We start from the raw sequence: 16973 nt of genomic DNA on the forward strand, positions 1-16973 counted from the left end.
GGCCCGCGCACCCGGGTCATCAGTACTTGATCCGCGCGTAGTAGGTCTTCTCGGCGGCCTCGCGCGCATCGCGCAGGGTGCGGACGCCCTTCTCCGCGAGCAAGGGGATCAGCTTGAGGAAGACCTCGGCGGTGACGATCGCGTCGCCAAGCGCGGTGTGGCGGCCGACGATGGTCAGGCCGAGTCGCTCGGCGATCGCCTCCAGGCGGTGCGATTCCTGGTTGGGATGCACCACCGCCGACAGCAGCAGCGTGTCGATCACCGGGTGGTCGAAGCGCAACCCGGTCTGCTCCTCCTTGAGTTGCAGGAAGCGCATGTCGAACGCCGCGTTGTGCGCGATCAGCACGGTGTCCGCCGAGAATGCGTGGAAGGCGGGCAGCACCCTGTCGATGGTGGGCTGGCCGCGCAGCATCTCCGAGGTGATGCCGTGGATCTTGGCCGACTCGGGCGCGAGCGGACGCTCCGGATCCACCAGCTGCTCGAAGGACTCGGCGCGCAGCAGCTTGCCGTTGAGGATGCGGGTGGCGCCGATCTGGATGATCTCGTCGCCCTGCGAGGGGTTGAGCCCGGTGGTCTCGGTGTCGAACACCGTGTAGCTGAGCTCGGAGAGCAGGCGATCGTCGAGCTCGTGCGACTTCTCCGACCAGGCGAAGAGGTCGAAGTCGTAGTACTCGGGCCGGCTCTCGCCGCGCAGGTAGGTCTCGGCCTCGGCCTGCTCCTGCGGCGTCGCCGCCGGCAGCAGGATGCGGAAGAAGGCGCGGTGGCGCACCTTCTCGCGCTCGAGCCACATCTCGCCGTCGTGGCGGTCGATCACGTCGCGCACGGTGAGCGGGCTGCTCTCGTCCTCGATCTTCATCGGTTCGAGTTCCCAGCTCATCACCGTCTCGGTGCTCATCGCCTGCCCCGACCAGATCAGGTCGAGGTGGACCAGGCGGCCGGCGGCAGTCAGGCGGAAACGCACCTCGCGCACCTCGAACTCGTCCGAAAGCCGGCTGGCGAGGTAGGTGATCGCCTGGATCAGCGAGAAGCTGTCGACCTTCATCCAAAGGGATTCATCCACCTCCTCGAGCTTGGTGGGCAGGCCGATGCGGGCCTCGATGCGGCGCTGCGCCGCGGCGACCAGGTCGGCGCCGAGCATCTCCTCGAGCGGCCAGCGCGCCTTCAGCGAATCGGCAAATTCGTTTGCGGTCTGGTCGAGGCGCTGGCTCATCGACTGCACCTCGTCGCGCACCACCTTGCGGAAGCGAGTGCGCATCTCTTCGGGGAGATCCTCGAACTCGAGCATGTCGGCAGCTGCGCGCACGTTGGCGAGCGAGGCGCGGCTGCCCTCGGTGAGGTTGTGCAACATCTGGTCGCGGCGCGACTCGGTCTCGAAGTTGCGCGTGATGTTGTCGAGCATGAGGATGAAGCCGGTGAGCGTGCGCTCGGACGCGGGCGCTGCCGCGGCGGTCTCCGCCGCTGCAGGCGTCATCTCACCCGCCGTGCCGACCGCGTCCGTCGCGCCCTGCGGCGCGGCGTCCTCCCCGCCCACGGCCTCGCCCACGACCTCGCTCTCCGCCGCGGCCGCAAGCGCCGGAGCCGCCAGCGACAGCACCGGCGCCATCTGGACGCGCAGCAACTGGCCGGCACGAGTGGTGGTGACGAAATTGGCCTGCGCCTGGGTTGCGCCGCGGCGCAGGCGTTGCTGGATGGTGTCGAGCGCGTGCGCGATCAGGTTGCGCTCGAAGACCCCGTAGATCGAGCGCCCTAAGCCGATCAGCTCACCGCCTCCAGCCACGCCGGGCGCATCGGAGAGCGCGCGGAACTGCGCGCGCGCACGGTTGTTGTAGAGCAGCACGCGACCGTCGAGGTTGCACACCACCACGCTCTGCGTGAGCTCGGACATCAGCGCGGCGAGGCGGTCCTTCTCGAGCTCCACCGAGGCCTTGGCGCGCCCGATCTGCGCCTCCACGTCCTGCATCAGCGCGTCGCGCTGGCTGGCGAGCTCGTTGGTGGCGACCGCGAGTTGCTGCACCTCGGGCGGACCTTCGGGCTGGACACGGAAGCCGCGGTTGGCGCCCAGCATCAGGCGCAGGTTCTCCGACATGCGCAGCAAGCCCTGGACGTACTGGCGGAAGAGCACCCGCACCACGCCGACGCCGGCAGCGAAACCCATCGCCGTGAGCAGGGTGCCAAGCGTGAGGTGCGGCGACAGCACCTTCACCAGCAGTTCGCGCGCCTCCCCTTCGGTCTCGACCCAGACGATCAGCGCGGTGAGCAGGAAGGGCCCGGTCATCAGCAAAAACAGCACGATGACCGCGAGCATGAATCGCGTACGTGCCTGCATGGCTCACTGCTCCAGCAGGTTGCGCACCTTGTCCACCAGCTCGCGGGTGGAGAAGGGCTTGGTCATGTAGGCGTCGGCGCCGAGCGCGAGCCCCTTGGCCACCTCGGTATCGCGGCCCTTGGCGGTCAGCATCAGGATGCGCACGCCGGCCATCTCGGGATCGGAGCGGATCTCCTGGCAAACCTCGAAACCGCTCTTCTTCGGCATCATGACGTCGAGCAGCACCAGATCGGGCCGCGAGGCGCGGATCCGGCGCACGGCCTCCTCGCCGTCGTTGGCCACCTCGACCTGATAGCCCTCGCGCTTCATGAGGAACTCCAGCGAAATGACGATGTTCTGTTCGTCGTCGGCAATCAGTACTTTCTTGTCCATCAGCGTCTCCTCCCCGCCCGATATTCTATGTCATCCCTCGCCCGCCGCCGACTTCAGCGGCAGCTCGAAGGAGAATGTCGCGCCCTCGCCCGGCACGGACTCCAGCCACAGCCGACCGCCGAAGTGCTCGACGATCTGGCGGCTGATCGGCAGGCCCAGGCCGGTGCCCTGCGGCCGCGAGCGCTCGTCCCCGCCCTGGCGGAACTTCTCGAATACAACCGGCTGCTGGGCCGGCTCGATCCCCGGTCCGTTGTCCTTCACCGCGACGCGACAGCGCTCGCCGTCGCAGCTCAGCGTCACGTCCACCCGACCGCTGCCCGTGGGCACGAACTTCGCCGCGTTCGACAGCAGGTTGAGCATCACCTGCAGCAGGCGGTCGTGATCGGCACGCAGCGTCGGCACCGACTCCGGCAGGTGCAGGTGCAGCTCGGCGCCGCGGTCCCGGAAGAGCTGCAGCGTGGCGTCGCCGGAGTGGCGCACGAGCTCGCACAGGTCGATGTCGGTGTTGTGCCACTCGGCGTGGCCGGATTCGATCTTGGCCATGTCGAGCACCTGGTTCACCAGGCGCGACAGGCGCACCGTCTCCGACACGATGATGCCCAGGAAGCGCTGGCGATCCTCGACGTCGATGTCTGGATCGTCGAGCATCATCTCGGAGAGCGCGCGGATCGAGGTCAGCGGCGTGCGCAGCTCGTGCGTCACCGAGGACATGAAGTCGTCCTTCAGGCGGTCGAGCTCCTGCAGGCGCTCGTTGGCGGCGCGCAGCTCGGCGGTCGCGGCCTCGAGCGCGCGCGACTTCTCCTCGAGCTTGTGCGAGTAGGCGCGGACCTGCGAGGCCTCGTCGAGGATGTCCATGACCTCGCCGAGCCCGAGCGGCTCCGCCTGCACCACGGTCGACACCATCACCCGCGCCGAGGCGCTGCCGATGGCGCCGGCGAGAAGGGTCTCGGCGAAGTGGACCAGCTCGGGATCGGCCTTGAGCTCGGAGACCCGCTGCAGGCCATGCGAGCGCGCGTAGGCGCCGAAGGCCTCCTCGGTGCGGCGCTGGCCGAGGAAGCGCGCCACCAGCGGCACCAGCTCGCCGGCCTCGGCGCCGGTGCGCCAGAAGCTGGCCGGCGGCGCGTCACCACGCCGGAACACATCGACGAAGAGCGCGCCCTGGGTGGCCTCCGGCCCGGTCGGCACGCGCAGCATCGACACCGCGACGTAGCAGCCGATGTTGGCGAGGAGGCTCCAGAACAGCGCGTGGCTGATGTTGTCCAGGCCGGTGAGCCCGAAGAGCTGCTCGGGCCTGAGCCAGCCTAGGCCGAGCACGCCGTGCTCGAGGAAGCCCGGATCGAGCCAGCCCGACTTGGCGAACGACGGCAGCAGCAGCGTGTAGACCCACACCGCGAAGCCCGCGAGCAGGCCGGCGAGCGCGCCCTCGCGGGTGCCGCCACGCCAATACATGCCGCCGATCACCACCGGGGCGAACTGCGCCACCGCAGCGAAGCTGATGAGGCCGATGCTGACCAGCGCGTAGGCCTCGCCGGCGAGGCGGAAGTAGAGATAGCCGAGCAGCAGCAGCACCACGATCGCGCCGCGGCGGATGCCGAGCAGGAGCCCGGTGAGGTCGCGCTCGCGCGCGAGGTCGAGCCGCCGGCTGCGCAGCAGCATCGGCATCACGAGGTCGTTGCACACCATCGTGGACAGCGCGATCGCCTCCACGATCACCATGCCGGTGGCTGCGGACAGGCCGCCGATGAACACGAGCAAGGCGAGCGCATTCTGCCCATGCGCGAGCGGCAGGGTCAGCACGAAGGTGTCCGGGTCCACCGTGCCGCTGCCAAAATGCAGCAGCCCGCCGATCGCGACCGGGATCACGAAGAGGTTGATCGCCAGCAGGTAGGCGGGAAAGACCCAGGTGGCGCGGCGCAGGTGTTGCTCGTTGACGTTCTCCACCACCGCGATCTGGAACTGCCGCGGCAGGAAGATGATCGACAGCATCGCCAGCAGGACGTGGGCGAACCAGCCGCCGTAGCCGAGCCGGCCGGCGCCGTCGAAGGCGAGCAGGCGTTGCAGCTCGGGCACCGCCGCGGCGCGCGCGTAGAGGTCGCCGAAGCCGTCGTAGAGCCAGTAGGTGACGTAGACGCCGACCGCGAGGAAGGCCAGCAGCTTGACGACCGACTCGAAGGCGATCGCCGCCACCATGCCCTCGTGGCGCTCGGTGGTGTCGAGGTGGCGGGTGCCGAACAGCACGGTGAAGGCGGCGAGCGCGAGCGCGATGTAGAGCGTGCCGTCCTGCCACCAGCCGGACTGGCTCTCGATGCGGAACAGCGTGTCGTGCTCGCCCACCAGCAGCGCGTAGCCGCTGGAGATCGCCTTCAGCTGCAGCGCGATGTAGGGCACGATGCCCACCACCGCGATCAGCGTGACCAGCCCGCCGAGCAGGTGGCTCTTGCCGTAGCGCGAGGCGACGAAGTCGGCGATCGAGGTGACCCGGTAGCTGCGCGCGATGCGGATCATCTTGAGCACGACCAGCCAGGCCAGGGTGAGGCCCAGCGTGGGCCCGAGATAGGTCGGCAGGAACCACGGCCCGCCCGAGGCGGCGCGACCGACGCTGCCGAAATAGGTCCACGCGGTGCAATACACCGCGAGCGAGAGACTGAAAACCCAGGGATTGTCGATGACCGAGCGCCCGGCGTCCGCGCGCCGGTCGCCGAAGTAGGCCACCGCGAACAGCAGCAGCAGGTAGGCGAACGAGGCGCCGACGATCAGCCAGCCCGGCAGCATCACGACCTCCGCATCAGCGCGCCCCGCGCTCGACGATCCACGCCACGACCAGGATCAGCGCGATCCACACCGCGAACAGATAGACGTGGAGCAGCGGCAGCCCGAGGACGGTCTGCGGGCGGTCGAACAGGGACAGAATGGGATAGTTCAGCAACACCAGGCCGGCGATGAACACGGCCACCAGGCGCTGCCCGGCCAGACCCTTGCGCATCCTGTCGCTCCCATGAAACGAGCCACGGCAAACGAAATGGCGCAGCACCGCCCTGCTCTTTGCGGCAGGGTCGGCGCGACGCACGAACAGGGGCACGCCTTGCGCGTACCCGGTCTCCCCCCGGCACCGGCTCGCTGGCCGGCTTCCTCCTGTCGTTCAGGAGCGGCCGGGCGCGGGGCGCCCGGCCTGCACTGCATCAGCCCTTGAGCTGCTCGAGGATGTGCGGGTTCTCGAGCGTCGAGGTGTCCTGGGTGACATCCTCGCCCTTGGCGAGCTGGCGCAGCAGGCGGCGCATGATCTTGCCGGAGCGGGTCTTGGGCAGGTTCTCGCCGAAGCGGATGTCCTTCGGCTTGGCGATCGGCCCGATCTCGTGGCCGACCCAGTTCTGCAGTTCCTTGACCACCTTGGCGGCTTCCTCGCCGGTGGGACGCGCGCCCTTCAGCACCACGAAGGCAACGATCGCCTCGCCCGTGAGGTCGTCCGGGCGGCCGACCACGGCGGCCTCGGCCACCTTCTCGTGCGCGACCAGGGCCGACTCGATCTCCATCGTGCCCATGCGGTGGCCGGAGACGTTGAGCACGTCGTCGATGCGGCCGGTGATGGTGAAGTAGCCGGTCTCGGCGTCGCGGATGGCACCGTCGCCCGCGAGGTAGAGCTTGCCCTTGAAGTCCTCGGGGTAGTAGGTCTTCTTGAAGCGGTCGGGGTCGCCCCACACCGTGCGGATCATCGACGGCCACGGCTTGGTGACCACCAGGATGCCGCCCTGGCCCCAGGGCACCTCGGTGCCGGTCTCATCGACCACCGCGGCCATGATGCCCGGGAAGGGCAGCGTGCACGAACCCGGGATCATCGGGGTCGCACCCGGCATCGGGGTGATCATGTGCGCGCCGGTCTCGGTCTGCCAGAAGGTATCGACGATCGGGCAGCGTCCGCCGCCGACGTTCTCGTAGTACCACTCCCAGGCCGCCGGGTTGATCGGCTCGCCGACCGAGCCGAGGATGCGCAGCGAGGACAGGTCGTACTGCTTCGGATGCACGGCCGGGTTGTTGTCGGCGGCCTTGATCAACGAGCGGATCGCGGTCGGCGCGGTGTAGAAGATGCTGACCTTGTGGTCCTGGATCATCTTCCAGAAGCGGCCGGCGTCCGGATAGGTCGGCACGCCTTCGAACACGATCTCGGTCGCGCCGCAGGCGAGCGGGCCGTAGGTGATGTAGGTGTGACCGGTGACCCAGCCGATGTCGGCGGTGCACCAGTAGACGTCGTTCGGCTTGATGTCGAAGGTGTACTTCATCGACAGCACGGCCTGCAGCAGGTAGCCGCCCGAGGAGTGCTGCACGCCCTTCGGCTTGCCGGTGGAGCCCGAGGTGTAGAGGATGAACAGCGGGTGCTCGGCCTCGACCCACTCCGGCTCGCAGGTCTCGGACTGGTTGGCGACCGCGTCGTGGAACCAGCTGTCACGGCCGGCGACCATGGCGATGTCGGCACCGGTGCGCTTGACGACGATGACGTTCTTGACGGTATCGCAGCCGCCGAGCGACAGCGCCTCGTCGGCGATCGGCTTGAGCGGCAGCGCCTTGCCGCCGCGGAACTGACCGTCGGAGGTGATCACGGCCACGGCAGCGGCGTCCTCGATGCGATCGCGCAGCGCCTGGGCGGAGAAGCCGCCGAACACGATCGAGTGGGTCGCGCCGATGCGGGCGCAGGCCTGCATCGCGACCACGCCTTCGATCGACATCGGCAGGTAGATGATGACGCGATCGCCCTTCTTGACGCCCATGCCGCGCAGGGCGTTGGCGAACTTGCTGACGCGGGCGAGCAGGTCCTTGTAGGTGATGCGGATGACTTCGCCGCCGTCGGCTTCGAAGATCAGCGCGACCTTGTCGCCGAGGCCGTTATTGACGTTACGGTCGAGGCAGTTGTAGGAGACGTTGAGCTTGCCGTCTGCGAACCACTTGAAGAAAGGCGCGTTCGACTGGTCGAGGACCTGGGTGAAGGGCTCCTTCCAGTCCAGCAACTCCTTGGCGCGGCGGCCCCAGTAACCCTCGTAGTCGTCCTCGGCCTCCTTGCACAGCGCGCGATAACCGTCCATGCCGGACACCGCTGCGTTCTTGACCATCTCTTCCGAGGGGTTGTAAATGCGGACTTGTTGCTCGTTGGACATGCTCACCTCTCCTCAACTGTTCAAATGGTTGAAGCTACCCGTTGCGGGTGGGCTGGTTGAACCCAGCCTTTGATTTGCCCGAACGCCGACGCCCCCTTGCGGGCCCTCCCCGTCCGGACACTCGGATGCCGTTCGAAACGCCGGCATTAGAGAACAGCTATCTTACACAGGACTTACACCGCCTCGCCAGCGACGGCCGGCGGGGCCGGTGGTAGAATCCGGCGCCACTCCGGGCCTCGCGGCCCGGTCGCGTCATTCTGCCCCCATGTCATTCCGGAGACCAAGCGCCATGACGATCATTCGCCAGGAAGACCTCATCCAGTCGATCGCGGATGCCTTCCAGTACATCAGCTACTACCACCCGCTCGACTACATCCAGGCGCTCGGCGAGGCCTACGCGCGCGAGGAGAGCCCGGCCGCGAAGGACGCGATCGCGCAGATCCTGACCAACTCGCGCATGGCCGCCGAAGGCCACCGCCCGATCTGCCAGGATACCGGCATCGCGGTGGTCTTCCTCAAGGTCGGCATGAACGTGCAGTGGGACGCCAAGATGAGCGTCCAGGAGATGATCGACGAGGGCGTGCGCCGCGCCTACAACCACCCCGACAACAAGCTGCGCGCCTCGGTGCTGCTCGACCCGGCCGGCAAACGCCAGAACAGCAAGGACAACACCCCGGCGGTGGTGCACTACGAGATCGTCGCGGGCGACGACGTCGAGGTCATCTGCGCGGCCAAGGGCGGCGGCTCCGAGAACAAGACCAAGATGGTCATGCTCAACCCCTCCGACTCGATCGTCGACTGGGTGCTCAAGACCGTGCCGACCATGGGCGCGGGCTGGTGTCCGCCGGGCATCCTCGGCATCGGCATCGGCGGCACCCCGGAGAAGGCGATGCTGCTGGCCAAGGAATCGCTGATGGAGCCCGTCAACATCCACGAGCTGCGCGAGAAGGCCGCCTCCGGCGCCGCACTCAGCCGCGTCGAGGAGCTCCGCCTCGAGCTCATGGACAAGGTCAACGCGCTCGGCATCGGCGCCCAGGGCCTGGGCGGCCTCACCACCGTGCTCGACGTCAAGATCATGGACTATCCGACCCACGCCGCCTCGCTGCCGGTGGCGATGATCCCCAACTGCGCCGCCACCCGCCACGTGCACTTCCACCTCGACGGCTCGGGCCCCGCGCACCTGCCGACCCCTAAGCTCGAGGACTGGCCGCAGGTCACCTGGAAGGCCGACACCAACGTCGCCACCCGCGTGAACCTCGACACCCTCACCAAGGAAGAGGTCGCCTCCTGGAAGCCGGGCCAGATCCTGCTCCTCAACGGCAGGATGCTCACCGGCCGCGACGCCGCGCACAAGCGCATCGCCGACATGCTGGAGAAGGGCGAGAAGCTGCCGGTCGACTTCACCAACCGCGTGATCTACTACGTCGGCCCGGTCGACCCGGTGCGCGACGAGGTCGTCGGTCCCGCCGGCCCCACCACCGCCACGCGCATGGACAAGTTCACCCGCATGATGCTGGAGAAGACCGGCCTCATCTCGATGATCGGCAAGTCCGAGCGCGGTCCGGTGGCCATCGAGGCGATCAAGGACAACCAGTCGGCCTACCTGATGGCGGTCGGGGGCGCGGCCTATCTGGTGTCGAAGGCGATCAAGGAAGCCAAGGTCGTCGGCTTCGCCGACCTCGGCATGGAAGCGATCTACGAATTCACCGTGCAGGACATGCCGGTGACGGTCGCGGTCGACGCCAAGGGCACCAGCGTGCACAACACCGGGCCGAAGGAATGGCAGGCGAAGATCGGCAAGATCCCGGTCGCCGTCGCCTGAGCCCGCTCCCATCCTGAAGCACCCTGCCCGCTCCCTCGCACGGGGGGCGGGCGCGGCGCCGGCTCAGGCCCGCGCCAGGCGCCACGGCGCGGGGGGCGACCAGCTCGCCGCCCAGGCGGGGATCCTCTCCGCCGGCATCGGCCGCGCGATCCCGTAGCCCTGCGCCACCTCGCAACCGAGCTCCAGCAGCAGGCTGCCATGCTCCACCTCTTCCACGCCCTCGGCGACCACCTCGCGCTTGAAGGCATGGGCGAGCCCCATGATCGCCTTCAGGATGGCGAGATCTTCCGCGTCATCCACCATCCCGCGCACGAACAGCTGGTCGATCTTGAGGCGCGCCGCCGGTAGCCGCTTGAGATACGCGAGCGAGGAATACCCCGTCCCGAAGTCGTCGAGCGCGAAGGACACGCCGATGCCTGCGCAGGCCTCGACGATGCGCGTGACCTGGGTGATGCTCTCCAGCGCGCTGGTCTCCAGTACCTCCAGCTCCAGGGCACCCGGTCCCAGTTCGGGGTGACGCGCGAGCGCCGCCTGCAGCCGCAGCATGAAATCCGCCGCCTGCAGATGACGCGCGCCCACGTTCACGCTCACCGGCAGGAACAAGCCCCCACGCTGCCAGGCGGCAACCTGCGCGAGCGCCTGCTCGATGACCCAGTCGCCGATCTCGACGGCGAGCGGGTGATCGGCCACCGCCGGCAGGAAGGCCGCCGGCTCGAGCTCGCCCTGGCGCGGATGGCGCCAGCGGATCAGCGCCTCGACCCCTACCACCGCGCCGCTGCGCATGTTCACCTTGGGCTGGTACAGGAGCTGGAACTCGCTCGCGCGCAAGCCCCCGCGGATCGCCGCCAGGGTCTGGTGGCGGCCGCGCTGGGAGCGATCGTGCGCGGTGTCGAAGACGTGGTAGCGGTTCTTGCCGGCAAGCTTGGCCTGGTACATCGCGAGGTCGGCCTGGCGCAGCAGCTGGTCGGCATCGACCTCCTCGGCCTGGGGGTAAAGGGTGAGCCCGACGCTTGCCGAGACCTTCACCTCCTGCCCCGCGAGCGCAACCGCCTGCGACACCGCGCAGAGCAGGCGGCGCACGAGCAATTCACAGGCCTCGACGTCGGGCAGATCGAGCAGCAGCGCGACGAACTCGTCGCCCCCCAGGCGCGAGATGCTGTCGCCCTCGCGCAGCGCCGCCTTCATGCGCGCCGCCACCACCGTGAGCAACTGGTCGCCAGCCTGGTGGCCGAGGGTGTCGTTGATCGACTTGAAGCCGTCGAGGTCGATGTAGGCGAGCGCGAGCTGCTGGCCGCGCCTGCGCGCCTGCGCCATCCCCCGCTGCATGCGGTCGCTGAGCAGGACGCGGTTGGGCAGCCCGGTCAGTGCATCGTAGTGCGCGATGTACTCGAGGCGGGACTCGTGCTCCTTCTGCCGGGTGATGTCGGTCAGCGTGCCGGAGAGCCCCACGACCCGGCCCTGCGCATCGAGTGCACGCCGCGCGCTCATCTGCAGCCAGCGAAAGCCGCCGCCGGCGCAGCGGTAGCGCGCGGCGTGGGTGCAGGACTCGAGTTCGCCCGCGAGCACCTGCTCGACCATCTCGCCGTGCTGCTCGCGATCGTCGGCATGCACGTGGGCGAGAAAATGGCGGCCGAGGCTCTCCTCCAGGGGATGGCCGGTGATGTCGGCCCAGGCCTTGTTGAGGAAGGTCCAGCGCCCCTCCCCGTCGAGCAGGAAGATCACCTCGCGCACGCTCTCCACCACCGACCGGTAGCGTGCCTCGCTCGCCAACAGCCCGTCGTGCGCGCGCTTGCGCTCGATGACCCCGCTGAAGGCGTTGCCCACCAGGGTCATCAGGGTCTTGTCCTCGTCGGTCCAGGAGCGCTCGCGGCACACCGCGTCGAGCCCTATGATGCCGCGCACCTGCCCGTCCACCACCATGGGCACCCCGAGCACCGACCGGATCGACTGCGCCTCGAGCAGCACGCGGTCGGCCTCGGCCTCGGCCGGCAGCGCGGCGACGCTGGGGTAGTCGACGATCCCGAGCTGCTTGATCGTGCGCAGGAAGAGCAGCGAGTCGTCGAAGTGCAGGCCCTGGAGCTTGTCGATCTGCGGCTCGATGCCCTCGGCACACCACTCGTGGGTGTTGTCGAGCAGGCAACCGTCTTCGGAGACCTGGAACACATAGGCGCGATCGGCCTCGGCGAAGCGGCCGAGTTCGCCGAGGGCCTGGTCGAGGTGCCCGTCCAGCTCGGCGGGCGCTGCCAGGATCAGCTCGGACGAGATCCGCCCCACCAGGCGCTCGAACGCGATCCGCCCGGTCAGCACGCGCTCGGCGCGCTCGCGCACCAGCTCGGCCGCCACCCGGTCGTCGAAGATCTCGAGCAGGGTGCGCACTGCCGCCTCGTCGTCGAAAGGCTTGCGGCGCAGCGCCACCATCAGGCCGAGTACGCCCCCCTCGCGGTCGAACAGCGGCACGCCGGCATAGGCGTCGATGCCCATGCGCACGAGTTCGCGGTCGCGCGGAAAGCGTTCATGCACCCCACGCGGGTAGATGCACGCCCCCCGCCCGACCGTGCCGTCGCAGGGGGACTCGGCGAGCGCGTAGCGGAACGGACGTATGACGCCGCCGTCGCCCCAGCCCGCGCGCACCTCGACGTGCGCCCCATCGGCGCAGAGCTGGCCGACGAAGGCGATATCCAGATCGAGCGCCTCGACGACGTGCCGGCACACCGCCTCGTAGAAGCCCTCGCCCGACAGCCGCGCATAGCGCGCCGCGAGCGCATCGAGCGCGAGATCGCCGCGCTTGCGCTCGGTGATGTCGTAGCAATAGCCGATGTAGCCGAGGAAGGTGCCGTCGGGGTCGCGGCGCGGATTGCCCTCGTCCGAGATCCACCGGAAGCCGCCGTCGGCATGGCGCAGGCGGTATTCCATCCGGAACGGCTCCCGGCGCGCGAAGGCCTTCCTCCAGGTGTTCAGGCAACCCTCGGCGTCGTCCGGATGCAAGTCGGCCGCCCAGCCCGTGCCCCGGGACTGCTCCAGCGTGCGGCCGGTGAACTGCAGCCAGGTGTCGTTGAAGTAGTTGCACCCGCCCTCGGCATCCGATGTCCAGATCAGCGCCGACTTGCTGTTGGCGAGCTCGCGGAAGTGGCGCTCGCTCTCTTCCAGGGCGCGACGCGCGGTCTTGCGGTCCTCCTCGGTGCGCAGCGCGATGATCATGCTCGCGCAGGTGACCAGCATGGGCTCGAGCTCGACGATCAAGGCCTGGTCGTAGCCCTGCTCCGCATTCGCCAGCCCGACCATGCCGATCAAATGCCCGCCGTGGAACAGCGGCAGGCCGAGAAAGGCCCGCAGTTCGGGGTGTCCGGGCGGCAGCCCCGCGCCGCGGGGATCGCCGGCGGGCGCATTGCAGATCACCGGGGCGGCGGTCCGCACGACCGCACCGAACAAGGTGTCGAGGTTGTGGAACTCGAAGCCACCGGTACGCATGCGCTCGAAGAGGGTGCGCGACTCCGGACTCCACGAGATGTCGCTGAGCCCGTGCATGCGCAGGAAGGACTCCCCGGCTTCATCGTGCAGGACCTCGCCGATGAAGCCGTACTCGCTGCCGGTCAGCGCGAGGAGGTGGTCGAGCATCGCCGAGAAGGTGTCGGAGGAGGAGCGCCCCACCAGCATGCCGCGCTGCAGGGCAGACAGCACCGACAGCATCTGCGCCTGCCGTGCAACGCGCGCCTCCAGCTCCGCGAGCGCAGCCGAGGCGCGCCGTGGCGCCGCTTGCACCCCCTCCTGCCCTGGCTCGACGGGCACGTCACCCGGCAACTCGTTCCCCAAGCCCGACATCCGATCCCCTCGAATCCGCAAGCAAGACAAGCGCGCATCTTAGCGGGAAGCCTTTCCCGGCGGCATGACTGCAACGCCTGGATGCATAAAAAAGGCGCCGACCCTGCCGGTCGGCGCCCTCGATGCGACAGCCCGCGTGGGCGAGGTTCAGCGCTTGCCGTGCGCGGCGAGCTTGAGCCAGGTATCGACCACCGTGTCGGGGTTCAGCGAGATGGTCTGGATGCCCTCGTCCATCAGCCACTCGGCCAGGTCGGGGTGATCCGACGGGCCCTGGCCGCAGATGCCCACGTACTTGCCGAGCTTGTTCGCGGCCTGGATGGACATCGACAGCAGCTGCTTGACCGCCGGATCGCGCTCGTCGAAGGAATGCGCCACCAGCCCCGAGTCGCGGTCCAGGCCCAGGGTGAGCTGGGTGAGGTCGTTCGAGCCGATCGAGTAGCCGTCGAAGTACTGCAGGAACTGCTCGGCCAGGATGGCGTTGGACGGGATCTCGCACATCATGATCAGCTTGAGATCGTTGGCGCCACGCTTGAGGCCGTGCTCGGCGAGCAGGTCCACCACCCCGGCGGCCTCTTCGAGGTTGCGCACGAAGGGGATCATGATCTGCACGTTGGTGAGGCCGAGCTCGTTGCGCACCTTCTTCATCGCCGCCACTTCCATCTCGAAGCAGTCGCGGAAGCTGTGCGCGATGTAGCGCGAGGCGCCACGGAAGCCGAGCATCGGGTTCTCTTCCTCCGGCTCGTAGATCTCGCCGCCGAGCAGCTTGCGGTACTCGTTCGACTTGAAGTCGGACATGCGCACGATCACGGGCTTCGGGTAGAAGGCCGCGGCGATGGTGGCCACGCCCTCGACCAGCTTCTCGATGAAGAACTGCTTGGGCGTCGCGTAGCCGCGCGAGCGGCGGTTGATCTCGTCGCGCAGGCTGGCCGGCACCTGGCCGATGTCGAGGATGGCCTTGGGGTGGATGCCGATCATGTTGTTGATGACGAACTCCAGGCGCGCCAGGCCGACGCCGCCGTTGGGGATCTGCGCGAACTCGAAGGCGAGCTCGGGGTTGCCCACGTTCATCATGATCTTCACCGGGATCTCGGGCAGGTTGCCCATGTCGGTGGTGATGACCTCGAACTCCAGCTTGCCGCGGTACACGTAGCCGGTGTCGCCCTCGGCGCAGGACACGGTGACCGACTCGCCCTCGTGCAGCACGTCGGTGGCATTGCCGCAGCCGACGATGGCCGGGATGCCGAGTTCGCGCGCGATGATCGCGGCGTGGCAGGTGCGGCCGCCGCGGTTGGTCACGATCGCGCTGGCGCGCTTCATCACCGGCTCCCAGTTGGGGTCGGTCATGTCGGTGACGAGGATGTCGCCGGCCTGCACGCGGTTCATCTCGGAGGCGTCGCCGACGATGCGGACCACGCCGGCGCCGATCTTCTGGCCGATCGCGCGGCCGTGGGTGAGCGCCTTGCCGTACTGCTTGAGGCGGTACTTCTCCATCACCAGGCCGGAGTCCTGGCTCTTCACCGTCTCGGGGCGGGCCTGCAGGATGTAGAGCTTGCCATCGACACCGTCCTTGCCCCACTCGATGTCCATCGGGCGGCCGTAGTGCTTCTCGATGATCACCGCGTAGCGGGCGAGCTCGAGCACGTCGGCGTCGGTCAGCGAGAAGCGGTTGCGGTCGGCCTCGGGCACATCGACCGTACGCACCGACTTGCCGGCCACGGCCTTGTCGGTGAACACCATCTTGATGAGCTTGGAGCCGAGGTTGCGGCGGATGATCGCCGGCTTGTCGAGCGCGAGGGTGGGCTTGTGGACGTAGAACTCGTCCGGGTTCACCGCGCCCTGCACCACGGTCTCGCCGAGGCCGTAGGAGGCGGTGATGAACACCACCTGGTCGAAGCCCGACTCGGTGTCGATCGAGAACATCACGCCCGAGGCGCCCGAGTCCGAGCGCACCATGCGCTGCACGCCGGCCGACAGCGCGACGTCGGCGTGGGCGAAGTTCTTGTGCACGCGGTAGGCGATCGCGCGGTCGTTGTACAGCGACGCGAACACCTCCTTCATCGCGTGCAGGATGTTCTCGTAGCCGTGGATGTTGAGGAAGGTCTCCTGCTGGCCGGCAAAGGAGGCGTCCGGCAGGTCCTCGGCGGTGGCCGACGAGCGCACCGCGAAGCTGCCCTCGCCCTCGGCGGTGATGGCCTCGTAGGCGGTCTTGATCTCGGCCTCGAGCTTGGCCGGGAAGGGCAGGTCCACGATCCACTGGCGGATCTGCGCGCCGGTCTTGGCGAGCGCATCGACGTCATCCACGTTGAGCGCGTCGAGCGCGGCGTTGATGCGGTCGGCCAGGCCGTCGTGGGCGAGGAACTCGCGATAGGCCTCGGCGGTGGTTGCGAAGCCGCCCGGGACGCGGACGCTGGAAGGCAGCTGGCTGATCATCTCGCCGAGCGAGGCGTTCTTGCCGCCGACCTTCTCGACGTCGGACATGCGCAGTTCGTTGAAAGGGATCACGTAGCGTGTCATGGGTGGCTTCCGCAAATGTTGGGGAAAAAGCAAAATATCGCGAACGGCAGTGTACGATTTTTTGTGCTGTGCCGCATCACAGGGTTTGCCCCAATACACGCCCCGCACCCCTGGTCGGGGCCGCAAGGTCCGAAATCATGAACGACATCGCCCGCCGCACCGTCTTCTTCGTCTCCGACGGCACCGGCATTACCGCCGAAACCCTTGGCCACAGCCTGTTGGCGCAGTTTCCCGAGGCGCGCTTCCGCCAGGTGCGCGCCCCTTTCATCGACGACATCGACAAGGCGATCGACTGCGCGACGCAGATCCGCGAGGCTGCGGCCGAGGACGGCGTGCGCCCGATCGTATTCAGCACGCTGGTCAATCAGGCCACCGTTGACGCACTGCACAAATCCGACGCGCTCTTCCTGGACCTCTTCGAGCGCTTCATCGGCCCGCTCGAAGCCGAGCTCGGCCAGCGCTCCACCCATGCCGTGGGCCGCTTCCATGGCATCGCCGACAGCCTCAACTACAAGTACCGCATCGAGGCGATCAACTTCGCCATGGCACACGACGACGGCATCTCGAGCGAGGGCGAGCTCGCCGAGGCCGACGTGATCCTGGTCGGCGTGTCGCGCTCGGGCAAGACCCCCACCAGCCTCTACCTGGCGATGCAGTTCGGCGTCAAGGCGGCCAACTACCCGCTGATCCCCGAGGACTTCGAGCGCAACAAGCTTCCCGGCGAGCTGCACAAGTACCGCACCAAGCTCTTCGGCCTCACCATCGCCCCCGAGCGCCTGTCGCAGATCCGCCAGGAACGCCGCCCCAACAGCCGCTACGCCGCGCTGGAGAACTGCCGCTACGAGATCGACGCCGCGCACAAGCTGATGCGCCGCGAGAACATCCGCTGCCTCGACTCGACCACCAAGTCGATCGAGGAGATCTCCGCCACCATCCTGCAGACCATCCGGGTCGACCGCCCCGGTTTCTGAGCGCG

At 68.2% G+C, this 16973-nt stretch carries 9 protein-coding genes; 2 read left to right on the top strand and 7 right to left on the bottom strand.

The window, feature by feature from the left end:
* Window positions 1-19 precede the first annotated feature (19 nt).
* From PO78_RS18920 to acs, 5 genes are all read right to left on the bottom strand, one after another.
* Window positions 20-2326, bottom strand: coding sequence for an exonuclease domain-containing protein (locus PO78_RS18920; RefSeq protein WP_043746060.1), 2307 nt, complete (start codon window positions 2324-2326; stop codon window positions 20-22).
* 3 nt (window positions 2327-2329) lie between these two features.
* Complete coding sequence (locus PO78_RS18925) at window positions 2330-2698, bottom strand: response regulator transcription factor (RefSeq protein ID WP_004356430.1); 369 nt, start codon at window positions 2696-2698, stop codon at window positions 2330-2332.
* Window positions 2699-2728: 30 nt separating this feature from the next.
* Window positions 2729-5470: a sensor histidine kinase gene (locus PO78_RS18930; RefSeq protein WP_043746063.1), complete on the bottom strand. Its 2742-nt coding sequence runs from the start codon at window positions 5468-5470 to the stop codon at window positions 2729-2731.
* Window positions 5471-5483: 13 nt separating this feature from the next.
* Window positions 5484-5681, bottom strand: a complete 198-nt coding sequence (locus PO78_RS18935; RefSeq protein WP_043746067.1) for a hypothetical protein — start codon at window positions 5679-5681, stop codon at window positions 5484-5486.
* Between the two features lie 196 nt (window positions 5682-5877).
* Window positions 5878-7842, bottom strand: a complete 1965-nt coding sequence (acs, locus tag PO78_RS18940; RefSeq protein ID WP_043746070.1) for an acetate--CoA ligase — start codon at window positions 7840-7842, stop codon at window positions 5878-5880.
* 289 nt (window positions 7843-8131) lie between these two features.
* On the opposite strand from acs, the gene PO78_RS18945 reads away from it, so the two are divergent.
* Window positions 8132-9664 (top strand): fumarate hydratase, encoded by a 1533-nt coding sequence (locus PO78_RS18945; protein WP_043746074.1) that lies wholly within the window; start codon window positions 8132-8134, stop codon window positions 9662-9664.
* Between the two features lie 63 nt (window positions 9665-9727).
* On the opposite strand, the gene PO78_RS18950 is transcribed toward PO78_RS18945, so the two are convergent.
* Window positions 9728-13483: an EAL domain-containing protein gene (locus PO78_RS18950; RefSeq protein ID WP_052484464.1), complete on the bottom strand. Its 3756-nt coding sequence runs from the start codon at window positions 13481-13483 to the stop codon at window positions 9728-9730.
* Window positions 13484-13630: 147 nt separating this feature from the next.
* Window positions 13631-15997, bottom strand: coding sequence for a phosphoenolpyruvate synthase (gene ppsA, locus PO78_RS18955; RefSeq protein WP_043746077.1), 2367 nt, complete (start codon window positions 15995-15997; stop codon window positions 13631-13633).
* 137 nt (window positions 15998-16134) lie between these two features.
* Here ppsA and ppsR point away from each other — a divergent pair, with 137 nt between their 5' ends.
* Window positions 16135-16968, top strand: coding sequence for a posphoenolpyruvate synthetase regulatory kinase/phosphorylase PpsR (ppsR, locus tag PO78_RS18960; RefSeq protein WP_043746084.1), 834 nt, complete (start codon window positions 16135-16137; stop codon window positions 16966-16968).
* Window positions 16969-16973 lie beyond the last annotated feature (5 nt).

Origin of the sequence: Thauera sp. SWB20 (assembly GCF_000831325.1) — a bacterium.
GTDB classification, from domain to species: Bacteria; Pseudomonadota; Gammaproteobacteria; order Burkholderiales; family Rhodocyclaceae; genus Thauera; species Thauera aminoaromatica.